Consider the following 19,480-nt stretch of genomic DNA (forward strand, 5'->3'; position numbering starts at 1 on the left):
CCGATGAAATTCCGCTTTGCCGCCGCTGCCATGGCCACGACCCTGTTCGTGGGCATGGTTTCCGCCCAGACCCCTGCGCCGACCCCGGCACCGGCGCCTGCTCCCGCCGCCGCCGCTCCGGCCACCGTGGCGACCCCGCCGGCCCCCAAGCCCAGCGTCTCCAAGGCCTGGATCCTGATGGATTACGCCACCGGGCAGGTCCTGGCCGGTGAAAACGTGCACGAACAACTGGCCCCGGCCAGCATCACCAAGGTGATGACGTCGTATGTCGTGGCCGCCGAGGTCAAGAACGGCAAGGTCCGCACCGATGACCAGGTGATGATGAGCGAGCGCGCCTGGCGCGAGGGCGGCGCCGGCACCGACGGCAGCTACAGCGGCTTCCCGGTCAACCAGACCGCACGCCTGGAAGACATGGAAAAGGGCATGGCGATCCAGTCCGGCAACGATGCCGCGATCGCCCTGGCCGAACACGTGGCCGGCAGCGAAGAGGCCTTCGCCTCGCTGATGAACAGCTACGCGGCCAAGATCGGCATGAAGGATTCCCACTTCGTCAACGCCCATGGCCTGAGCGCCCCGGGCCACCACACCACCGCGTACGACCTGGCCCTGCTGGGCCGCGCGATGGTGCGTGACTATCCGGAAACCTACGCCTACAACAAGGTGAAGGAATTCACCGTCGGCAACATCACCCAGCCCAACCGCAACCTGCTGCTGTGGCGCGACCAGAGCGTGGACGGCATCAAGACCGGCCATACCTCCGAAGCCGGCTACTGCCTGATGAGCTCGGCCCAGCGGGGTGACCAGCGCCTGGTCGCCGTGGTGCTCGGTGGCGGCTCGGAAAAGCAGCGCGCCGATGACAGCCTGGCGCTGCTCAACTGGGGCTTCCGCTTCTTCGAAACCCACCGCATGTACGAGCCGGGCAAGGTCGTGGCCGAGCACAAGGTGTGGAAGGGCAAGACCGACAAGCTGCAGCTGGGCGTGGCCCAGCCGATGCTGGTCAGCGTCCCGCGCGGCCGCTACAACGATCTCAAGCCGAGCATCGATGTGCCCAAGACCCTCGAAGCGCCGTTCACCGCCGGCCAGCAGGTCGGCACCCTGAAGGTGATGCTGGACAACCAGGTCGTCGCCCAGGCCCCGCTGGTGGCCGTGGCCGCCGTGGAAGAAGCCGGCTTCTTCAAGCGCCTGTGGGACAGCTTCTGGATGTGGTGGGAATCGGAGTAATCCGGTTCGACCGCACTGAAAAAAGACCGGCGAAAGCCGGTCTTTTTTTGGGGTGGGCGATGAGCCGACCAACGGTCGGCAGCTACCCGCTTCACGATCAGTCGCTCGCTTACAGCGACCGGCTGATCGTGAAGCTGCCGAACACCGGCGCCTCACGCTGCCCATCGAACTCGCGCGTGCTGTGGTAACGGGCCAGCGCGAACTTCCAGCGACCGCGCATCACCGCCAGCCCGTAACCGGCCGTCCCTACCACGTGGCGCTTGTCCACGCTGTGGCTGTTGCGGAAGGTATTGCCGTCCAGCGTGATATCGCGGATCACCCACGCCGCATCCGTGGTGGCGAACAGATGCCACGACCAGCCGCTCGGCTTGCCGCCGCGCGTCGGCGCAGTGTTCTCACCGGCCGGGCGCAGCGGCGTGCTGCCGAAATCGTCCGGCAACTTCCAACCAAAGCGCACCTCGCCACCGGCATTGAGGTGCGTGGCCAGATTGCCCACCGCGCCACCGTAGTGGCTGATCGCATCCCAGCCCCAGCCCCCCAGGTTCTCACTGGCGTCGGCTGGCCACCGGCGCATCCGCTCGTGCGTGAGCATGATCACCGGCTCGTTGTGCAGCTGGTTGTCCCAGCCCTGGAACTTCTCATCGCCCAGCAGCTCGTGCACCGCGTTCTGGACTTCCTCACCCTGGGCCCACGGCCCCACCACGCCCAACGCCAGCTGCGTGGTCTGCAACCGGTCGCCGCGACGCGCGTTGTAACCGAAGCTGCCGATCAGCACGCCCGCATACGGCCGGTCATCCTCGATCAGGTCCTTCCGGGTGAAATCGGTGGGAGTGAAGATGCCCTGGGCCAGGCTGAAGATCATGTTCTGCTGTTCGTACTCGCCCGGATGCAGCCGCTCCAGGTGGCTGTTGACCCAGCGCGCCAGGCGCGGCAGGCACGGGTCATCGGTGTAATCGACCAGATTCGGCGAGACGAAGGTGATCTGGGCCCCGTTGGTATAGCCCTGGTCCTGGTCTTTGCCACCGAAGAGGTCGTTGTCGACGCGGAAATTGACCTGCGGCGGGTGCTCGCGCATCGCATCGGGCCCGCATTGAGTGGCGGCGTGGGCGGCAGGCGCGGCCAGGGCCAGGACACCGGCGAGTGCGGCCGGCAGCGCAAAGGGCTTCAGAGACATGGGATACCAGACGGGGATTTATTCTTTCTTAAGCCGGTACAGCGTAATCAGAGCGTGATGTCGTGAACAGCACTGCGCACGCACTGCTGCGTATCAGTGGCGATACAGGCGTTTTCACGGGCCGTTCGGCGCCGCTGTGCGCACGATCAAGCAGCGCTTGGGTTCGGGCGCAGGCATCCCCATAATCCCGGTCATGGAGATCAAGTCTGACAACCCCGACCACGGCTTCCAGTTTCCCGGCCAGTTCGAACTCAGCGCCATGGGCGCAGCCGGCAAGGACCTGGAACGCGAACTGCCGCGCCTGCTCGAGCTGGCCGGCGTGGATGTGCTGAGCGAGCGCATCAGCTGGAAACACTCGTCCAACGGCAAGTATGTGTCGGTGCGGCTGGTGTTCAAGGCGGATAACCGCGACCAGTACGACGCCGCCCACAACGCCCTGCGCGACCACCCGGAAGTGAAGTGGACGCTGTAACCAGCTGCGCCACCGCTGCGGCCCCGGGTGACCGGGCGCCGCAACCGGCCATTGTGCGCGACCTCGGCCGCCAGCCCTATGCCCCGGTCTGGCACGCGATGCAGCGCTTCACCGATGCCCGCACCGAGGACACCCCCGACGAGCTGTGGGTGGTCGAGCACGACCAGGTGTTCACCCTGGGCCAGGCCGGCAAGGACGAGCACGTGCTCGCCCCCGGCGATATTCCCGTTCTGCATGTCGACCGCGGCGGCCAGGTGACCTACCACGGCCCCGGCCAGCTGGTGATCTACCCGCTGCTGCAGCTGCGTCGGCTGGGGATCGGCGTGCGCGACTACGTCTGCCGCATCGAGCAGGCCATCATCGACACCCTCGGCGACTGGAACATCGGCGCCGAGCGGCTGGAGGGCGCGCCCGGGGTCTACGTGGGCGGGGCGAAGGTCGCCGCCCTGGGCATCCGCGTCCGCCGTGGCTGCACCTTCCATGGCCTGTCCTTCAATGTGGCCATGGACCTGGAACCGTTCCGCCGGATCAACCCCTGTGGCTATCAAGGGCTGCAGGTGACCTCGGTGGTAGACTTGGGGGGACCGTCCGGCATGGCAGCCGTCACGCCGGTGCTGCTGGGCCATCTTGCCCGCCAGTTCGGCCTGGCCCTCGAGCCGGCCGCTGAATTACCCGATTTGACTGACGCGGCGTGAACGCCGCCGACCAAGGCCATGACTGAAACCACCGCTCGCCTCATTCCCCTGCAGGTTGTGCAGGGCGACACGCCGTCCGCCGCCCCGTTGCAGACGGGCGTCAAACAGATCGGCGGTGACAAGATCGGCCGCTCCCCGGTGCAGTTCGCCGACGTGCCGGTGCTGCGCAAGCCGTCGTGGATCCGCGTGCGGATTCCCTCCGGCAATGCCGTGCAGAACCTCAAGGCCAAGCTGCGCGAAAACCGCCTGGTCACGGTCTGCGAGGAAGCCAGCTGCCCCAACATCCACGAGTGCTTCAGCCACGGCACCGCGACCTTCATGATCCTCGGCGAGGTCTGCACCCGCCGCTGCTCGTTCTGCGACGTCGCCCACGGCCGGCCCAAGCCGCCGGATGCCAACGAGCCGGCCAGCCTGTCCCAGACGGTGGCGGACATGGGCCTGAAGTATGTCGTGGTGACCAGCGTGGACCGCGATGACCTGCGCGACGGCGGTGCCCAGCACTTCGCCGACTGCATCGGTGCCATCCGCGCCAGGTCGCCCAACACCAAGATCGAAGTGCTGACCCCGGATTTCCGTGGCAAGGGCCGCATGGAGCGCGCGCTGGAGATCCTGGCGACCAACCCGCCGGATGTGTTCAACCACAACATCGAAACCGTGCCGGACCTGTACCGCAATGTGCGCCCGGGCGCGGACTACCAGTGGTCGCTGACCCTGCTCAAGAAGTTCAAGGCCCAGCACCCGGAGATCGCCACCAAGTCCGGCATCATGCTCGGCCTCGGCGAGACCCTGGAGCAGGTCCAGGCCACGCTGCGCGACCTGCGCGAGCACGATGTGGACATGATCACGATCGGCCAGTACCTGCAGCCGACCGCGCATCACCACCCGGTGCTGCGTTACTGGACCCCCGAGGAGTACAAGGCGCTGGAGGAGTACGGCAATGCGCTGGGCTTCAGCCACGTCGCCTCCGGTCCGATGGTGCGCTCGTCCTACCATGCCGACCGCCAGGCGGCCGACGCCGGCGTCGCCGGTTGATCCAGCGGGCCCTTCGGGGCCCGTTCTGCCAATCCACTCCGTCTTTCCCCGGCCGCGGCCCTGAACCGCGGATGGCCGCAGGCCTGTGCCTGCCTGCCGATCCCGCCGGTATTCACAAATTTCTCCAACGGCCTCGGTAGGCTGAAGGCCCCGGTGACAAACGCGGCAACTTTCGGCACTGTCGTGGTGTCTGTAATGCACGCAGTCTCTCCCTTGGCAAGGTGCCACGAGCTAGTCCATGAAATTCAAAGCCCCCGCATTCCTGATGGCCCTGGCGCTCACCGCGCCGATGGCACTGGCCGCCTACGCCGATTCGCCCGCGCTGCCTTCGGCGGCAACACCCGACCAGGTGACCACCTCCAAGCTGGTCTACGGGCTGCTGTCGGACAGCCGATACGCCTACCGGCCGCGCGCACTGGATGCCGCGACCTCCAAGGACGTCTTCAAGCGCTATCTGGAATCGCTCGATAGCAGCAAGCAGTTCTTCACCCAGGCCGACATCACCCGCTTCGCCCCGTTCGAGGCCAACATCGCCACCGCCATCCGCGGCGGCGAGCTGGAGCCGGCGTTCCAGGTGTTCGCGGTCTACAAGCAGCGCGTGGGCGAGCGCGTCGGGTATGCGCGCAAGCTGCTCAAGCAGGACTTCGATTTCAGCACCGACGAAAAGTTCGAGTACGACCGCAAGGACGTGCCGTGGGCCGCGAGCAGCGCCGAACTGGACGATCTGTGGCGCAAGTCGGTCAAGAATGATTGGCTGCGCCTGAAGCTGGCCGGCAAGCAGCCGGCCGAGATCCGCAAGACGCTGGACAAGCGCTACGCGACGCTGGAAAAGTCGGTCAATGAGTTGAAGGGCGAGGACGTGTTCCAGTTCTTCCTCAACGCCTACACCAGCGCCGTGGACCCGCACACGGATTACTTCACCCCGCGCACCGCCGAGAACTTCAACCAGGCGATGTCGCTGTCGCTGGAAGGCATCGGCGCGCAGCTGCAGCGCCAGGACGACATGGTGGTGATCCGCGAGGTCATCGCCGGCGGTCCGGCCGCGGTCAATGGCACGCTCAAGCCGGGCGACCGCATCGTCGGCGTCGGCCAGGGCAAGTCCGGTCCGCTGGAAGACGTGATCGGCTGGCGCATCGATGACGTGGTGGCCAAGATCCGTGGCAAGAGCGATACCCAGGTCCGCCTGGAGTTCATCCCGGCCGAAGAAGGCGTGGACGGCAAGCACCACACCCTGGTGCTGACCCGCCAGAAGGTGCGTCTGGCCGAACAGGCCGCCAAGGGCGAGACCCTGACCATTCCGGCCAAGGATGGAGAGCCCGAGCGCAAGGTGGGCGTGATCAAGCTGCCCACCTTCTACCAGGACTTTGAAGGCCGCCGCCGCAATGCCGCGGACTACGCGTCGGCGACGCGCGACGTGGCCAAGCTGTTGGCCGGCTTCAAGGCCGACAAGCTCGACGGCGTGGTGCTGGACCTGCGCAACAACGGCGGTGGTTCGCTGGATGAAGCGATCGAACTGACCGGTCTGTTCATCGAACAGGGCCCGGTGGTCCAGGTCCGCGAATCCGGTGGCCGCGTCACCGTCAACAGCGACCGCAGCGAAGTGGTCGCGTGGGATGGCCCGCTGGCCGTGCTGATCAACCGCGGTTCGGCCTCGGCCTCGGAGATCTTCGCCGGCGCCATCCAGGATTACGGCCGTGGCCTGGTGATCGGTGAGACCACCTTCGGCAAGGGCACCGTGCAGAACATCGTCGATCTGGACCGGTGGCCGAGTGGCGAGACCCAGCGCTTCGGCCAGGTCAAGCTGACCATCGCCCAGTTCTTCCGCGTTAGCGGCAGCAGCACCCAGCACAAGGGCGTGGTGCCCGATCTGGCCTTCCCGGCCAGCGTGGACGCCAGCGAGTACGGCGAAAGCACCTACGACAACGCGCTGCCGTGGACCCGCATCGCCGCGGTGCCGCACACCCAGTACGGCAACTTCGGCCCGCTGCTGCCCAAGCTGGAAAGCCGCCACGACACGCGTATCGCCGCCGACAAGGAGTTCCAGTGGTGGAACGAGGATGTCGAGCAGTTCCGGGCGGAGAAGGCCAAGAAGTACATCTCGCTCAACGAGGCCGAGCGCCGCGCCGAGCGCGAGAAGCAGGACAAGCAGCGCACCGATCGCCAGGCGATCCGCAAGCAGCTGGGCCTGGATCTGGACCCGCTGGCCGACGACAGCAATGACGACGGCCTGACCGGCAACGAACGCGACATCGTCAAGGATGCCGCCCGCGAGAAGGCCGCCGAAAAGCGCCCGGATCCGCTGCTGCGCGAGTCGGCGGCGATCCTGGCCGATGCGGTGAACCTGCTCGAGGCCGACCGCCCGCTGTCGGCCCAGGTCCTGCCACAGTCGACTGCCGCGGGCCGCTGGGCGGACTGACCACCGGCCGCCACCAGCTGAACAGGTGACAACTCCACAGGCCGCCCTTCGGGGCGGCCTGTGCGTATCCACCTCCTGCCAACGCGCACGGGTCTATCCTTGGAGGCTGGATTTCCGCAGGAGCGGCCATGCGCTTTCGTCGTGTACGTTCGATCCCGCTGCTGGCGGTGTTCGCCGCCTTGACCGCCTGTGGCGGCCGCGCCGCCGACAGCACCCTGATCCGTGAGTCGTTCGACTCCGGCGATACCTATTCGCGCACGGTGCCCGGCCCGCCTGCCCAGGCCTGCGAGGCCGCCCGCCGCACCCTGCTCAGCCAGGGCTATGCGATCGCCCGCGCCGGCGATGATGCCGTGGAAGGCAACAAGAACTTCCAGCCCAGGGATGAAGAGCACGAGCAGCTGGTGCTGCGTATTTCGTGCGCGCCGCGCGGTGACCAGGCGCTGGTGTTCGTCAGCGCGGTGCAGGACCGCTACGCGTTGAAGAAAAGCCCGACCTCGGCCAGCGTCGGCGTCGGCGCGCTGGGCTCGGTCTCGCTGCCGTTCGGCAGCAATGACGACTCGCTGGTGAAAGTGGCCAGCAGTACCGTGCAGGACGCCACCTTCTATCGCCGCTTCTTCGAGCGCCTGCAGCAGTACCTGCCGGCAGCGGCCGTGCCCGAGCCCAGCCCGGCTGCCGCGCCGGCGACCGCCCCCGCTGCGGCGGTGGAGCCGACGCCAGCCACGGTGGTGAGCGATACCCCGGCCTCCCTGCGCTGAGCGGGCGGGGGTGCGGCGCGCCATGGCAGCAGGATCGCGGCGCTGGCGCCGCTGTGCGCTCGCGGTGCTGCTGGGGCTGATCCCGGCGGCCAGTGCGTGGAGCGCGGCGTCGTGCGCGCAGGGCGTGCTGGAAGCGCTGGGCTGGCAGTTCAGTGAGGCGGACGTCGCTGCGCCGGTGGTCCATGCCGGACCGGTGTGCGAGCGCGCCGACCTGCGCCAGGCGCAGGCCGCAGGTGACCTGCGCGTACGGCTGCCGCGGCAGTGGTCGGCGCAGCAGCGCCAGGCCTGGCTGCCGACCCTGTTCGATGACCCGGGCACGGTCTGTGCGTATGCATTCAAGCTGGGCGCGGCCACGCGCCGGGCCACCACCGCCCTGCAGAACAACGACGGCTTCCGCTTCTCGGCCTTGCAGCTGGGCTGGATCGGTTTCGGTGCAGGCGGCGCGCAGGCCAAGGGCTGGGAGCGCTTCCGCAGCTTCGGTCGCGGCTATCAGCCGGCCGAGGCCAACAGCGCGGCACTGCAGACCTTCTACGAGGGCCGCGTACGGGCCGAATGCGGGGTCGGCCGCCAGGTCGCGCAGTTGGCGACCCAGCGCGAGCTGTACGGCGATGCCGCGTTCGATCGCGAGTTCTCGGCCGATGAGCTCTCCATCGGCACCTTCCTGACCCTGCACGAGACCGACAGCATCCTGCTGGGCCGGCACGCCGGTGAGTTCCTGGCCGATGGCAAGGCGAAGCAGACCGCCCTGCGCGGGCGGCAGGCCTTCGTCGGCACGCCCGGTTTCATCGAGCACGTGTTCGAGCGGAAGTACCTGGACGACATCAACAACCAGGCCGAGAACTTCGTAGTGGTCGATGTCAGCGATGCCGCGGCGCGCGCGCTGCGCGAGCACGACGGCTTTGCCTACTACGACCAGATCAACCGGCGCATCTGGTCACTGGCCCAGCGCATGCCGGGCCCGGGGCCGCGCCGCTTCGAGCGGCTGCTGATCGAGCGGGATCCGATCTGGCGGCGCGAGGTACCGGCCGAGCAGCAACCGCTGCTGAAGGAACTGGATGCGTTGCTGGACGATCCGTTCTACCAGGGGTTCCTGATTTACGTGCATCCTCGCGGTATACGTCCTATCGGATATCACATCGCGCGCCTGCTCGATCGCAATCCGCGCACGCCGTTCGCGATCGAGCTGGGGCTGCACAATCTGCACACCACGTTGTACCGGCGCTGGGTCCAGGCGCAGCTGCGGCAATGCGCGGCAGCGACGGTACCTCCTGTTACACAACCGCATTCGCAAGCTGAGCAAAGGTGAGTCATGGATATTGCAATGATTGGGCTGGGCCGCATGGGCGCCAACATGGCCGAGCGCCTGCATCGCGGCGGGCACCACGTGATCGGTGTCGATCCCGGTGAGGCCGCGCGTACCGCGGCCGCCGAGCGCGGTTTCGAGGTCAGTGCCTCGATCGCCGAGACGCTTGCGGCGCTGCCGGTGCCGCACGTGGTGTGGCTGATGGTGCCGGCCGGCGTGGTTGACCAGACCCTGGCGTCGCTCTCGCCGCATCTGTCCGAAGGCGACGTGGTGATCGACGGCGGCAACTCGTATTACAAGGATTCCATGCGCCGCAGCGAGCAGCTGCAGGGCGAGGACGTGACCTACATCGACTGCGGCACCAGTGGAGGGGTGTGGGGCCTGCAGGAGGGCTACAGCCTGATGATCGGCGGCGACAAGGCCGCGGTCGAGCGGATCGGGGCGATCTTCCGCACGCTGGCACCGGCCGAGGACCGTGGTTGGGCGCACGTCGGCCCGAGCGGGGCAGGGCACTTCTGCAAGATGGTCCACAACGGCATCGAGTACGGGATGATGCAGGCCTATGCTGAAGGCTTCGCGCTGATGCAGCACAAGACCGACTTCAATCTCGATCTGGCGCAGGTGGCCAAGGGCTGGCAGCACGGCAGCGTGGTGCGCTCGTGGCTGCTCGACCTCAGTGCCGATGCACTGGGCCGCAACCCGCAGCTGGAGGGCATCGCGCCGTATGTCGAAGACTCCGGCGAGGGCCGCTGGACCGTGGCCGAGGCGATCGATCTGGACGTGCCGGCGCCGGTGATCACGCTGTCCCTGCTCGAACGCCTGCGCTCGCGCGAGAAGAATTCCTTCAGCGACCGCCTGCTGGCGGCGATGCGTAATGAGTTCGGTGGTCACGCGATCAAGACCACGTAAGCCGGACCAATGCGGGCCGGCGAAGGTGATCGTCCGGCCCGTGGCCGCCAGCGCTGGATCCCCCGGCCAGAGTGAGTGAGCCAGGGCGTTGCCTCAGAGCGTTATCCGTCGCCCGCTGCGCGCACTTTCCGCACCGGCCTCCAGCAGGCGCATCAGCTGCAGCGCCTGCGCGGTGCTGACCGGTGCCTCTGCCACGCCCAGCATCGCATCGCGGAACTGCGCATAGAACGCACGGTAATCACCGGGCACGTTGTCCACGGTGCTGCGCTGGGTGTGACCCTCGGCGTCGACCCGCACCAGATGCCCGTGCTGCGGGTCCAGGCCCCAGCCCGGCGCACCCGGTGCGATACCGCGGCGCAGCTGGTCTTCCTGCACGTCCAGCCCGTCTTTCAGATAGCTGCCGGCATCGCCATGCACGATGAAGCGCGGGCCGGAGGCGGCCACCAGCGAGCCGGCGTGCAGGATCGCGCGGTGCCGCGGGTAGTGCAGCACCGCGTGGAAATAGTCGTTGCCCAGCGCGTGCTCACGCTGCGCCATCAGGTCCACGCTGATCGCGCCGGGCCAGCCAAACAACTGCAGCATCTGATCCAGCAGATGGGGGCCCAGATCCATCCACAGGCCGCTGCCGGGCGCATCGCTTTCGCGCCAGCGCTCGCGCACCTGCGGGCGGAAGCGGTCGAAGTGGGAATGGCATTCGGCGACGCGACCGATCCGGCCCTCGTCGATCACCTGCTTGAGGGTGAGGAAGTCGGCGTCATGGCGGCGGTTCTGGAAGACGGTGACCACGCGTTCGGCCGCCTGCGCGGCCCGCACCACCGATTCGGCCTCCGCAACGGACAGCGCGAACGGCTTGTCGACCAGTACATGCTTGCCCGCCGCGAGTGCAGCGCGCGCCAGAGGGGCATGCGCATCGTTCGGCGTGGCGATCACCACCGCATCCACCGCCGGGTCGTCGAACAGCTGCTGCGGGTCCGCGCAGATGCGCACATCGGTGAAGCTGCGCAGCAACCGGTCGCGCTGCGAGCTGACGATGCTGTGCAACGCCAGGCCCGGCGTGTGCAGGATCAACGGCGCATGGAAGACGCTGCCGGCCAAGCCATAACCGATCAATCCCACCTGCAGTACGGCGGCCATGGTGCGCTCCAACATAACGGGGCAGGACAGCGTAACGGCTGGGCGTGCGCGGCGGAAATCTGAACGGTTCGGCAGGAAGCTGAGTGGTTCACGGCAGCGTTATGCGGCGCCCACGTCCCGTCCACGGCCCGGCACGGACACTGGCTGCACATCCGCAAAGGAATTCGAACATGACCAACACGACCCGTAATCTGCTTGCTGCTTCGCTGGCCCTGGGCATGGTGCTGGGCACCTCTTCCGCCATGGCCAAGGATCCGCCGAAAACCACCGATCATGCCGCGATGACCCACGCCGATACCCACGATTCGGCTGAGCCGGTCACCGACAGCTGGATCACCACCAAGGTCAAGACCGACCTGCTGACCAGCAAAAACGTCCCGGGTACCGAAGTGAAGGTGGAGACCGTCAATGGCGTGGTCACCCTCACCGGCACCGTTGCCAGCCAGGCCGAGCATGACAAGGCCGTCCGTGTAACCCAGCAGATCAAGGGCGTCAAGCGTGTCGACGCCGCTGGCCTGAAGGTCGCCGCGACCGCCGCCAAGCGCTGAGTCCTGCTGCACCGTTGAACAGAGCGCGCCTTCGGGCGCGCTTTTTTGTGCGCGCTTGCCGGGCCCGCGCGCTGTTCAGTCAGGTGAGCGAGCGCGTATTCACAAAGGGGTGGAGTATATTCAGCGCTTCGCCATCGCCGTGCGGTGCGCATGCCGGCTGTACGCGCATGGGCAGGACCGGGTGTGGCACCGAGCTGAAGAGGGACTATGGCGCTGGTGTTCAGTGATCAAATCTGGGACCGCTGGCGATTGCCGGCACTGGCCCTGGCGGCGGTAGCCATCATCGTGGTGCCGTGGCTCACCCTGCGCAAGCTGGCCGATGACAACATCGATGCGATGAACTGGGTCACCCACACCCAGGATGTCGGCGTGGCTGTATACCAATTGCAGGCCGACGTGCGCGATGTCGAATCGGCCGCGTTGACCATGTCCAAGGGCATCGATGCGCCTGGCCTGCGCGAACGCCTGGCCCAGGCCGACGATATCCCCGGGCGGCTGGCCCGGCTGGCCGAGCTGACCCGTGACAATCCGGATCAGCTGATCCGCATCGGTCGCATCCAGTCCATGCTCGAACGCCGCATGGAGCTGGCCAAGCAGCTGGCCCGCTCGGCGCCCGATGCCGACCAGCGGCAGCTGGTGGCCGACCTGACCACCCGCTATCCGATCCGCAACCTGGTCGAAGAACTGCAGGCCACCGAAGAGCAGCTGCTCGCCAAGCGCTCGGCGCTGTTCGCGGCCCAGCAGCGCCAGGGCGAGTTCATTTCCTGGTCGGCGCTGGTGGTGCAGCTGCTGCTGCTCGGCCTGGTGCTGTGGCTGCTGCAACGCCAGATCCGCCATCGTCTCAGCGCCGAACGCGCCTCGCTGCGCGCGGCCGGACGTGCCGCGTCGGTGCTGCACACGGTGCGCGAGCCGATCGTGCTGCTGGACCGCAGCCTGCGCGTGCAGATGCACAATCCCGCGTTCGCCGAACTGTACGGGCTGGACGAGGAAACCTCGGCCGAAGGGCTGCCGCTGGACAGCATCGGCGACGGGGCCTGGGCCGATGCGGTGGTCCGCCAGCGCCTGACCGACGTGCTGCTGCGCGGCCGCGAGCTGTGGGATTACGAACACGAACAGCGCACCGCCGATGACGTGGTGCGGATCATGCTGATCAACGCGCGGCGCATGCCGCTGCCGGACAAGGACGATGAAGTGGTGCTGATGACGGTCAGCGATGTCACCGTGCAGCGCGCCGTACAACTGCGGGTGGAGGAACTGAACCGCCAGCTGGAAGGCAAGGTCGAGCAGGTCTCGGAGGTGAATCGCGAACTGGAAGCCTTCAGTTACTCGGTCTCGCACGATCTGCGCGCGCCGTTGCGCCACGTGGCCGGCTTCTCCGACAAGCTCACCCGCCACCTGGGCGACGAGGCCGACGAGAAGTCCCTGCATTACCTGGGCGTGATTTCCAATTCCGCCCGGCGCATGGCCGCGCTGATCGACGATCTGCTGGTCTATTCGCGCCTGGGCCGGGCGGCGATGCGGCTGCAGGCGGTGGACATGCAGTCGCTGGTCGCCGATACCCGCGCCATGCTCGATGCCAACCAGCAGAGCGAGGCCGAGAGCACCGGCGTGCCGCACCATGTCGACTGGAAGATCGCGCCGCTGCCGATCATCGTTTCCGATGAAAACATGATGCGCCAGGTCTGGCTGAATCTGCTCGGCAACGCGATCAAGTATTCTTCCAACCGCGAGCCGGCCCGGATCGAGGTCGACTACAAGCTGCAGCCTGACGGCAGCCACCTGTTCACGGTGCGCGACAACGGCGCCGGGTTCGACATGGCCTATGCCGGCAAGCTGTTCGGGGTGTTCCAGCGGCTGCACAAGGCCAGCGACTACCCGGGCACGGGCATCGGCCTGGCCAGTGTCCGCCGGGTGCTGACCCGCCACGGCGGTCGCATCTGGGCCGAATCGGCGGTCGATCAAGGCGCCACGTTCCACTTCGTTCTTCCACCCGCGCTCGACGCAATCAACAAGGGCTCCGCCGCATGACCGCTCTCCGTACCATCCTCCTTGCCGAGGACAGCCCCGCCGACGCCGAGATGGCCATCGACGCCCTGAAGGAGGCCCGCCTGGCCAACCCGATCGTGCACGTCGAAGACGGCGTGGAAGCGATGGACTACCTGCTGCGCCGTGGCGCCTTCGCCAACCGCGACGAAGGCCTGCCGGCGGTGCTGCTGCTGGACATCAAGATGCCGCGCATGGACGGCCTGGAAGTGCTCAAGGAAATCCGCAACACCGAGGAGCTCAAGCGGCTGCCGGTGGTGATCCTGTCCTCCTCGCGCGAAGAAAGCGATCTGGCGCGCAGCTGGGACATGGGCGTGAACGCGTACGTGGTCAAGCCGGTGGACGTGGACCAGTTCTTCGGCGCCGTGCAGACCCTGGGCAAGTTCTGGGGCCTGATCAACCAGGCACCGGAGATCGAGTAAGCCCATGCCGCTGACCGGCCCTGCGTTGGGTGCCCTGCGGATCCTGCTGATCGAGGATTCGCCGGAAGACGCCGAACTGATGTGCGAACAGATGCTCGACGCTGGCCTGGAAGCCAGCTTCGAGCGGGTGGAGAGCGCGCAGGAACTGCGTGAGGCGCTCGAGCGCGCCGCGCCGGACATCGTGCTCTCCGACCTGAGCATGCCCGGCTTCTCCGGCAACGAGGCGCTGCAGATCGTGCGCGCTGCCTTGCCCGAGGTGCCCTTCATCTTCGTGTCCGGCACGATGGGTGAGGAAAACGCCGTGGCGGCCCTGCACCAGGGCGCCAACGACTACATCATCAAGCACCAGCCGGCGCGTCTGCCCTCGGCGGTGGCCCGTGCAGTGCGCGAAGCGCGCAGCGCGATCGACCGCCAGCGCGTGGAAGCCGAGCTGATGCGTGCCCAGCGGCTGGAAAGCCTGTCGCTGCTGGCGGCCGGGCTCAGCCACGACCTGCGCAACATCCTGCAGCCGCTGCTGATCATGCCCGACCTGATGAAGGCGCGGACCGAAGACCCGCAGCTGCACCACCTGGCCGACATCATCGCCGAGTGCGGCCGGCGTGGTCATGAGATGGCCGAGTCGATGCTGTCCTTCGTGCGCGGGTCGCGCAAGCCCAGCGAACACATCTGCCTGGTCCACCTGTTCGAAGGCGTGGAGCTGCTCCTGCGCAGCAACCTGCCGGCCAAGGTCACCCTGCACCTGGAGGTGGCCGACGGCCTGGCGGTGGATGCCAATTACACCGAGCTGCAGCAGGTACTGCTCAACCTGTCCCTGAATGCCATCCAGGCCATGCCCAATGGCGGCCGTCTGACCCTGCGTGCCGCCCCTGCGGCCGATACCCATGGCGACGACTGGCTGCGCATCTCGGTGACCGACGAGGGCATCGGCATGGATGCGGACACGCTGTCGCACCTGTTCAATCCCTTCTTCACCACCAAGGCGACCGGCACCGGCCTGGGCCTGATCTCGTGCAAGCGCATCATCGAGGGCGCGCACGGCAGCATCCACGTCGACAGCCAGCCCGGTGTGGGCACGCGCTTCGATCTGCTGCTGCCGATGCGCGAGATCACCGACACCGCCGACGCCGTGGATGGGCCGATCGCCGCTGGTGCCGGCCAGTCGATCCTGGTCGTGGATGGTGAGGCGACGCGCCTGTCGCTGCTGGGCAACGCGCTCTCCAGCCAGGGTTACCACCTGCAGCTGGCCTCCGATGGCGCGGCCGCGCTGCGCTGGATGCAGCAGGAAAGCATGCCCGCGCTGGTGATCGCCGATGCCGGTTCCAAGCTGCTCTCGGCCAGCCACCTGCTGGGCGAGATGGCCACGCTGGGCTATCGCGGTCCGGCGCTGGTGCTGGAAGAAGCCGATGTCACCGTGCCGCTGGCGGTGTTCCCGCCCGGCATCAACGTGCACGTACTGCGCAAGCCGCTGGAAATGCAGCAGGTATTCCGTTCGGTGGCCGAGGCGCTGGAAACCGCCTGATCAGCCTTCCCACGGAAAGCGTGGGAGGCTGGCCACGGCCTGTTCGAGTTTGTACGACCAGTTGCCGTGGATCTCGGCATACAGCGGGCTGTCGCCGGCCAGGCGCATGCGCTGGGTGATGCGCAGGTCATCCTTGCGGATCAGCACCAGATCCACCGGCAAGCCCACCGAGAGATTGGACCGGATCGTGGAGTCCAGCGAGACGATGGCGGTGCGCGCGGCATCTTCCAGGCGGGTCTGAGGGCGCAGGATCCTGTCCAAAATCGGCTTGCCGTACTTGGATTCGCCGATCTGCAGGAACGGGGTTTCCGGCGAGGCCGCGATGGCATTGCCGAGCGGATAGATCATGTACAGCCCGGGGTGCTCGCCGCCGATCTGGCCACCGAGGATCAGCGTCGCCTGGGTCACGATGCCGTCCTGGCCCGCCTCATGCGTGCTGGATTTGACCTGGCTGTCGAGCAGGACCCGGCCCACGTACTCGGCCACTTCGAACAGATGCCGGTAGGCGCGCAGGTTTTCCGGCCGCTGCTCTTCCACGTCACGGCGCAGCCGCGAGATCAGCAGCTGGGTGGTCGCCAGGTTGCCGGCGGCCATGATCACGAAGGCCGCCTCCCCGGGGAACTCGAACTCGTGCAGCTTGCGGTGCACGCGCACGTCGTCCAGCGACGCGTTGGTACGGGTATCGGCGGCGAAGACCAGGCCTTCGTCCACCTCGATGCCGACGCAATAGGTCATGTCGGTGTCCTATGATGTGCACCCCGATTCTATGCGCTGGCCCTGTTGGCCCGGTGTGGAATCGCCCCACGTACGCTGAATACCATGACCACTGCGCTCCTGAGCCTGGGCAGCAACCTGCAGCCGCAACAGCACCTTCACGCCGCGGTGGAGGCCCTGCGCGCGCGCTTCGGCACGATCGCGGTCTCGCCGGCCTACCGCACCGCCGCGGTGGGCTTCGATGGCCCGGATTTCCTCAACAATGCGGTGGCGATCGAGACCGACCTGCCATTGCAGACGCTGGATGATTGGCTGCATGCGCTGGAAGACGCCCACGGGCGCGACCGCAGCGGCCCGCGCTTCAGCGACCGCACCCTGGACATCGATGTGGTGTTCTACGGCGACCTGATCGTGGAGGGCCCCGGCCATCTGCGCATTCCGCGCCCCGAACTCAAGCATGCTTTCGTGCTCAAGCCGCTGGCCGATATCGCGCCGGCGTTCCGCGATCCGGTCAGCGGGTTGACCCTGGAGGCGCTGTGGCGTGCCCACCGGCAGTTCGGCGAGCCGTTCGACACGATGGACCTGTTGCCCGCGTAATCATGCACCGGGCAGTGCCGGCCGCTGGCCGGCACTGCGACAACACCTGATTCATGCGGAGCCGGCCAGCGGCCTGTACTGCGGCCACGTCGGGTTCACGAGGAGCCGGCCAGCGGCCGGCACTACCGGGGCGGTCCAACGGGTGTTCAGGACAACGTCCGCCCGCCATCCACGCGCAGGGTGTGCCCGGTCACGAACGCCGCATCCGTGGCCAGCCAGTACACCGCTTCGGCGATCTCCTCCACGGTGCCGGTGCGGGCCAGCGGGGTACGCGCCAGCAGCGCCTGCTGGGCGAAATCATCCTTGCCCTGTTCCGGCCACAGGATCGCCCCGGGCGCGACCGCGTTGACCCGTACCTTGGGCGCCAGTTCCAGCGCCAGCGAGCGGGTCACCATTTCCAGCGCCGCCTTGGCGGCCGCGTACACCGGGTGGTCGCGCATCGGCTGGGTGCCATGCAGATCGGTCAGGTTGACGATGCTGCCCTGCTGGCGGCGCAAGTGCGGCGCGGCGGCCTGGGCCAGCAGCAGCGGGGCACGCGCATTGACCGCGAACAGGTCATCCCACTGGGCGGCGGTGATCTGGCCAAGCAGGGTGGGGTAGAAGTTGGAGGCATTGTTGACCAGCGTGTCCAGCCGGCCGAACTGGGCCACGGTCTGGTCGATCAGATCGGGCAGGGCCTCGGCATCGCGCAAGTCGGCCTGCAGCGCCAGCACGCTGCCCGGGCGCAGCATGTCCATGTCGAAGGCCATCTGCTGCAGCTCGGTGGTGGAGGTGTGGGCGTGCAGCACCACCGACCAGCCACAGGCGTGGAACTGGCGGGCGATGGCCGCGCCGATCCGGCGCGCGCTGCCGGTGATCAGCGCCACGGGCGCGGTATCGGTCATCGGGGGTACTCCCTGCTCAGGCTATGCTGTGCATTGTCACCGCAATCGCCCGCGCCATGCATTCCCCACTGCCCCTCCCCGAATCCGACGCCCTGGCCCACAGCGACGAGCTGGCTGCGGCGCTGCGCGCTGAAATCCTTGCCAACGGCGGCGCGATGCCGTTCTCCCGCTTCATGGAGCTGAGCCTGTACGCGCCCGGTTGGGGCTACTACAGCGCCGGTGCCAGCAAGTTCGGGGCCGCCGGCGATTTCACCACCTCGCCGGAAATCGGCGCGCTGTTCGCCGCCACGCTGGCCAATGCGATCGCCCCGGTGATGCAGCAGCTCGGGCCGCAGGCGCGCTTCATGGAGGTCGGTGGCGGCAGCGGCGCGTTTGCCGAAGTGATGCTCAAGCGCATGCTGGAACTGGACGCGCTGCCCGAGCGCTACGCGATCCTGGAACCCAGCGCGGACCTGCGGCAGCGCCAGCGGGAGCGCCTGGAAAAGGCGTTGATTCCACCGGTGTTCGCCCTGGTGGAATGGCTGAACGGCCCGTTCGATGATGACTGGGATGGCATGGTCTTCGCCAACGAAGTGATCGACGCGCTGCCGACGCCGCGCTTCCTGGCGCGCGACGGCATGGTCTATGAAGAGACCGTCGAACTGGATGCCGACGGCGCCTTCGTGCGTGGCGCGCAGCCGGCCGATGCGATGCTCAGTGCCGCGGTCCGCCACGTCGAGCATTACCGCGAAAAGCCCTTCGCCGACGGCTACCGTTCCGAACTGCTGCCGCAACTGCCGTACTGGATCCAGGCCATTGCCGGCGGCTTGAAGCGCGGCGCGATGCTGTTCGTCGATTACGGCTACCCGCGCAACGAGTATTACCAGGACGACCGCGACGACGGCACCGTGCGCGCGTTCTACCGCCACCACGTGCACAACGACCTGTATCGCTGGCCGGGCCTTCAGGACCTCACCGCCTCGGTGGACTTCACCGCGCTGGCCGAAGCCGGCACGGGCGCCGGTTTCGAGCTGGCCGGTTACTGCACCCAGGCCAGTTTCCTGCTCGGCAACGGGCTGGATGCGCTGTTGCAAAAAGCCGATGCGCGCACCGACGAGATCGGCCGTGTGCGGCTGCGCGACCAGGTGAAAAAGCTGACGTTGCCGACCGGGATGGGCGAGCGCTTCCAGGTCATGGGCTTCCAGCGCGATGTCGATTTCGAACCGGCGTTCGCGCTCGGCGATCTGACCTGGCGCCTGTAACGTGGCCGCCACGAACCTGTTGAAGCCGCTGCGCTGGCCGCGGTTCTGGCTGGCGCTGTGGTGGGGGGCGGTGTTGGGCACGATCGTGGTCTGTCTGATCCCGCCGCCGCCGCTCACGTTGCCGGAGAACAGCGACAAGATCGAACACTTCCTCGCGTACTTCCTGCTGGCCTCGTCGGCAGTGCAGATCTACCAGCGACGCGCGGCCCTGATCTGGGCCGCGGTCGGCCTGGTCGCGCTGGGTATTGGCATCGAATTCGCGCAGGGCGCCTTGACCGTCAACCGCATGGCCGACCCGATGGATGCGCTCGCCAACAGCGTTGGCGTGCTGGCCGGCATGGCGATCGTGTTGACCCCGTTGCGCGATCTGCTGGTACGCCTGCGCGGGTAATGCGGCAGCG

Annotated in this window: 19 protein-coding genes; 15 read left to right on the forward strand and 4 right to left on the reverse strand. The window is 67.3% G+C overall.

What is annotated here, in order from left to right; all coding sequences use genetic code 11:
- Window positions 1-3 precede the first annotated feature (3 nt).
- On the forward strand, window positions 4-1,221 hold the full coding sequence (locus C0R07_RS15810; protein WP_070471949.1) for a D-alanyl-D-alanine carboxypeptidase family protein: 1,218 nt from the start codon (window positions 4-6) through the stop codon (window positions 1,219-1,221).
- A gap of 109 nt (window positions 1,222-1,330) precedes the next feature.
- On the opposite strand, the gene C0R07_RS15815 is transcribed toward C0R07_RS15810, so the two are convergent.
- Entirely contained in the window at window positions 1,331-2,395 is a 1,065-nt protein-coding gene (locus C0R07_RS15815) for a lipid A deacylase LpxR family protein (RefSeq protein ID WP_019186035.1), read from the reverse strand.
- A 193-nt stretch (window positions 2,396-2,588) separates the two neighbouring features.
- Here C0R07_RS15815 and C0R07_RS15820 point away from each other — a divergent pair, with 193 nt between their 5' ends.
- From C0R07_RS15820 to gnd, 7 genes are all read left to right on the forward strand, one after another.
- Window positions 2,589-2,867 (forward strand): DUF493 family protein, encoded by a 279-nt coding sequence (locus C0R07_RS15820; protein WP_019186034.1) that lies wholly within the window; start codon window positions 2,589-2,591, stop codon window positions 2,865-2,867.
- Complete coding sequence (gene lipB, locus C0R07_RS15825; RefSeq protein WP_070471951.1) at window positions 2,855-3,562, forward strand: lipoyl(octanoyl) transferase LipB; 708 nt, start codon at window positions 2,855-2,857, stop codon at window positions 3,560-3,562. The genes C0R07_RS15820 and lipB overlap by 13 nt, the downstream gene beginning before the upstream one ends.
- An 18-nt stretch (window positions 3,563-3,580) precedes the next feature.
- On the forward strand, window positions 3,581-4,594 hold the full coding sequence (gene lipA, locus C0R07_RS15830; RefSeq protein WP_070471954.1) for a lipoyl synthase: 1,014 nt from the start codon (window positions 3,581-3,583) through the stop codon (window positions 4,592-4,594).
- Between the two features lie 238 nt (window positions 4,595-4,832).
- Window positions 4,833-7,010 carry a carboxy terminal-processing peptidase gene (locus tag C0R07_RS15835; RefSeq protein WP_019186031.1) on the forward strand — a complete coding sequence of 726 codons (2,178 nt, stop codon included), beginning with the start codon at window positions 4,833-4,835 and terminating at the stop codon, window positions 7,008-7,010.
- Window positions 7,011-7,138: 128 nt separating this feature from the next.
- On the forward strand, window positions 7,139-7,765 hold the full coding sequence (locus C0R07_RS15840; protein WP_070425951.1) for a DUF2242 domain-containing protein: 627 nt from the start codon (window positions 7,139-7,141) through the stop codon (window positions 7,763-7,765).
- Between the two features lie 22 nt (window positions 7,766-7,787).
- Window positions 7,788-9,071 carry a hypothetical protein gene (locus C0R07_RS15845; protein ID WP_254427878.1) on the forward strand — a complete coding sequence of 428 codons (1,284 nt, stop codon included), beginning with the start codon at window positions 7,788-7,790 and terminating at the stop codon, window positions 9,069-9,071.
- A 3-nt stretch (window positions 9,072-9,074) separates the two neighbouring features.
- Window positions 9,075-9,977: a phosphogluconate dehydrogenase (NAD(+)-dependent, decarboxylating) gene (gene gnd / locus C0R07_RS15850; protein WP_102789395.1), complete on the forward strand. Its 903-nt coding sequence runs from the start codon at window positions 9,075-9,077 to the stop codon at window positions 9,975-9,977.
- Between the two features lie 93 nt (window positions 9,978-10,070).
- On the opposite strand, the gene C0R07_RS15855 is transcribed toward gnd, so the two are convergent.
- Window positions 10,071-11,111: an oxidoreductase gene (locus C0R07_RS15855; RefSeq protein WP_046274278.1), complete on the reverse strand. Its 1,041-nt coding sequence runs from the start codon at window positions 11,109-11,111 to the stop codon at window positions 10,071-10,073.
- Between the two features lie 170 nt (window positions 11,112-11,281).
- On the opposite strand from C0R07_RS15855, the gene C0R07_RS15860 reads away from it, so the two are divergent.
- The 4 genes from C0R07_RS15860 (at window position 11,282) to C0R07_RS15875 (ending at window position 15,643) form a co-directional block, all read left to right on the forward strand.
- Complete coding sequence (locus tag C0R07_RS15860) at window positions 11,282-11,659, forward strand: BON domain-containing protein (protein ID WP_019186026.1); 378 nt, start codon at window positions 11,282-11,284, stop codon at window positions 11,657-11,659.
- A gap of 207 nt (window positions 11,660-11,866) precedes the next feature.
- Complete coding sequence (locus C0R07_RS15865) at window positions 11,867-13,687, forward strand: sensor histidine kinase (protein WP_102789396.1); 1,821 nt, start codon at window positions 11,867-11,869, stop codon at window positions 13,685-13,687.
- Window positions 13,684-14,124 (forward strand): response regulator, encoded by a 441-nt coding sequence (locus C0R07_RS15870; RefSeq protein WP_019186024.1) that lies wholly within the window; start codon window positions 13,684-13,686, stop codon window positions 14,122-14,124. The genes C0R07_RS15865 and C0R07_RS15870 overlap by 4 nt, the downstream gene beginning before the upstream one ends.
- Before the next feature lie 4 nt (window positions 14,125-14,128).
- Complete coding sequence (locus C0R07_RS15875) at window positions 14,129-15,643, forward strand: ATP-binding response regulator (RefSeq protein WP_019186023.1); 1,515 nt, start codon at window positions 14,129-14,131, stop codon at window positions 15,641-15,643.
- On the opposite strand, the gene C0R07_RS15880 is transcribed toward C0R07_RS15875, so the two are convergent.
- Window positions 15,644-16,378: a 20S proteasome subunits A/B gene (locus C0R07_RS15880; RefSeq protein WP_046274261.1), complete on the reverse strand. Its 735-nt coding sequence runs from the start codon at window positions 16,376-16,378 to the stop codon at window positions 15,644-15,646. It abuts the gene before it with no gap.
- Between the two features lie 84 nt (window positions 16,379-16,462).
- On the opposite strand from C0R07_RS15880, the gene folK reads away from it, so the two are divergent.
- Window positions 16,463-16,954, forward strand: a complete 492-nt coding sequence (gene folK / locus C0R07_RS15885; protein WP_046274262.1) for a 2-amino-4-hydroxy-6-hydroxymethyldihydropteridine diphosphokinase — start codon at window positions 16,463-16,465, stop codon at window positions 16,952-16,954.
- 146 nt (window positions 16,955-17,100) lie between these two features.
- Here folK and C0R07_RS15890 read toward each other — a convergent pair whose 3' ends face one another.
- A complete protein-coding gene (locus tag C0R07_RS15890) occupies window positions 17,101-17,838 on the reverse strand; it encodes a pteridine reductase (RefSeq protein WP_019186020.1) in 738 nt (245 codons plus the stop codon).
- Window positions 17,839-17,894: 56 nt separating this feature from the next.
- Between C0R07_RS15890 and C0R07_RS15895 the strand changes: the two genes are divergently transcribed.
- Together C0R07_RS15895 and C0R07_RS15900 are read left to right on the forward strand one after the other, a co-directional pair.
- A complete protein-coding gene (locus tag C0R07_RS15895) occupies window positions 17,895-19,079 on the forward strand; it encodes a class I SAM-dependent methyltransferase (RefSeq protein WP_102789430.1) in 1,185 nt (394 codons plus the stop codon).
- Between the two features lies 1 nt (window position 19,080).
- Window positions 19,081-19,470: a hypothetical protein gene (locus C0R07_RS15900; protein WP_102789397.1), complete on the forward strand. Its 390-nt coding sequence runs from the start codon at window positions 19,081-19,083 to the stop codon at window positions 19,468-19,470.
- Window positions 19,471-19,480 lie beyond the last annotated feature (10 nt).

It is taken from the genome of Stenotrophomonas bentonitica, from assembly GCF_002887735.1.
GTDB classification, from domain to species: domain Bacteria; phylum Pseudomonadota; class Gammaproteobacteria; order Xanthomonadales; family Xanthomonadaceae; genus Stenotrophomonas; species Stenotrophomonas bentonitica_A.

Excerpts from the sequence above, each read along its gene's own strand:
- C0R07_RS15865 (WP_102789396.1), top strand. The coding sequence starts at position 11,867 with ATGGCGCTGGTGTTCAGTGATCAAATCTGGGACCGCTGGCGATTGCCG.
- C0R07_RS15895 (WP_102789430.1), top strand. The coding sequence starts at position 17,895 with ATGCATTCCCCACTGCCCCTCCCCGAATCCGACGCCCTGGCCCACAGC.
- C0R07_RS15875 (WP_019186023.1), top strand. The coding sequence starts at position 14,129 with ATGCCGCTGACCGGCCCTGCGTTGGGTGCCCTGCGGATCCTGCTGATC.
- C0R07_RS15845 (WP_254427878.1), top strand. The coding sequence starts at position 7,788 with ATGGCAGCAGGATCGCGGCGCTGGCGCCGCTGTGCGCTCGCGGTGCTG.
- gnd (WP_102789395.1), top strand. The coding sequence starts at position 9,075 with ATGGATATTGCAATGATTGGGCTGGGCCGCATGGGCGCCAACATGGCC.
- C0R07_RS15855 (WP_046274278.1), bottom strand. The coding sequence starts at position 11,111 with ATGGCCGCCGTACTGCAGGTGGGATTGATCGGTTATGGCTTGGCCGGC.
- C0R07_RS15840 (WP_070425951.1), top strand. The coding sequence starts at position 7,139 with ATGCGCTTTCGTCGTGTACGTTCGATCCCGCTGCTGGCGGTGTTCGCC.
- C0R07_RS15835 (WP_019186031.1), top strand. The coding sequence starts at position 4,833 with ATGAAATTCAAAGCCCCCGCATTCCTGATGGCCCTGGCGCTCACCGCG.
- C0R07_RS15890 (WP_019186020.1), bottom strand. The coding sequence starts at position 17,838 with ATGACCGATACCGCGCCCGTGGCGCTGATCACCGGCAGCGCGCGCCGG.
- C0R07_RS15820 (WP_019186034.1), top strand. The coding sequence starts at position 2,589 with ATGGAGATCAAGTCTGACAACCCCGACCACGGCTTCCAGTTTCCCGGC.
- C0R07_RS15860 (WP_019186026.1), top strand. The coding sequence starts at position 11,282 with ATGACCAACACGACCCGTAATCTGCTTGCTGCTTCGCTGGCCCTGGGC.
- C0R07_RS15810 (WP_070471949.1), top strand. The coding sequence starts at position 4 with ATGAAATTCCGCTTTGCCGCCGCTGCCATGGCCACGACCCTGTTCGTG.
- C0R07_RS15870 (WP_019186024.1), top strand. The coding sequence starts at position 13,684 with ATGACCGCTCTCCGTACCATCCTCCTTGCCGAGGACAGCCCCGCCGAC.
- lipA (WP_070471954.1), top strand. The coding sequence starts at position 3,581 with ATGACTGAAACCACCGCTCGCCTCATTCCCCTGCAGGTTGTGCAGGGC.
- C0R07_RS15880 (WP_046274261.1), bottom strand. The coding sequence starts at position 16,378 with ATGACCTATTGCGTCGGCATCGAGGTGGACGAAGGCCTGGTCTTCGCC.
- C0R07_RS15815 (WP_019186035.1), bottom strand. The coding sequence starts at position 2,395 with ATGTCTCTGAAGCCCTTTGCGCTGCCGGCCGCACTCGCCGGTGTCCTG.
- folK (WP_046274262.1), top strand. The coding sequence starts at position 16,463 with ATGACCACTGCGCTCCTGAGCCTGGGCAGCAACCTGCAGCCGCAACAG.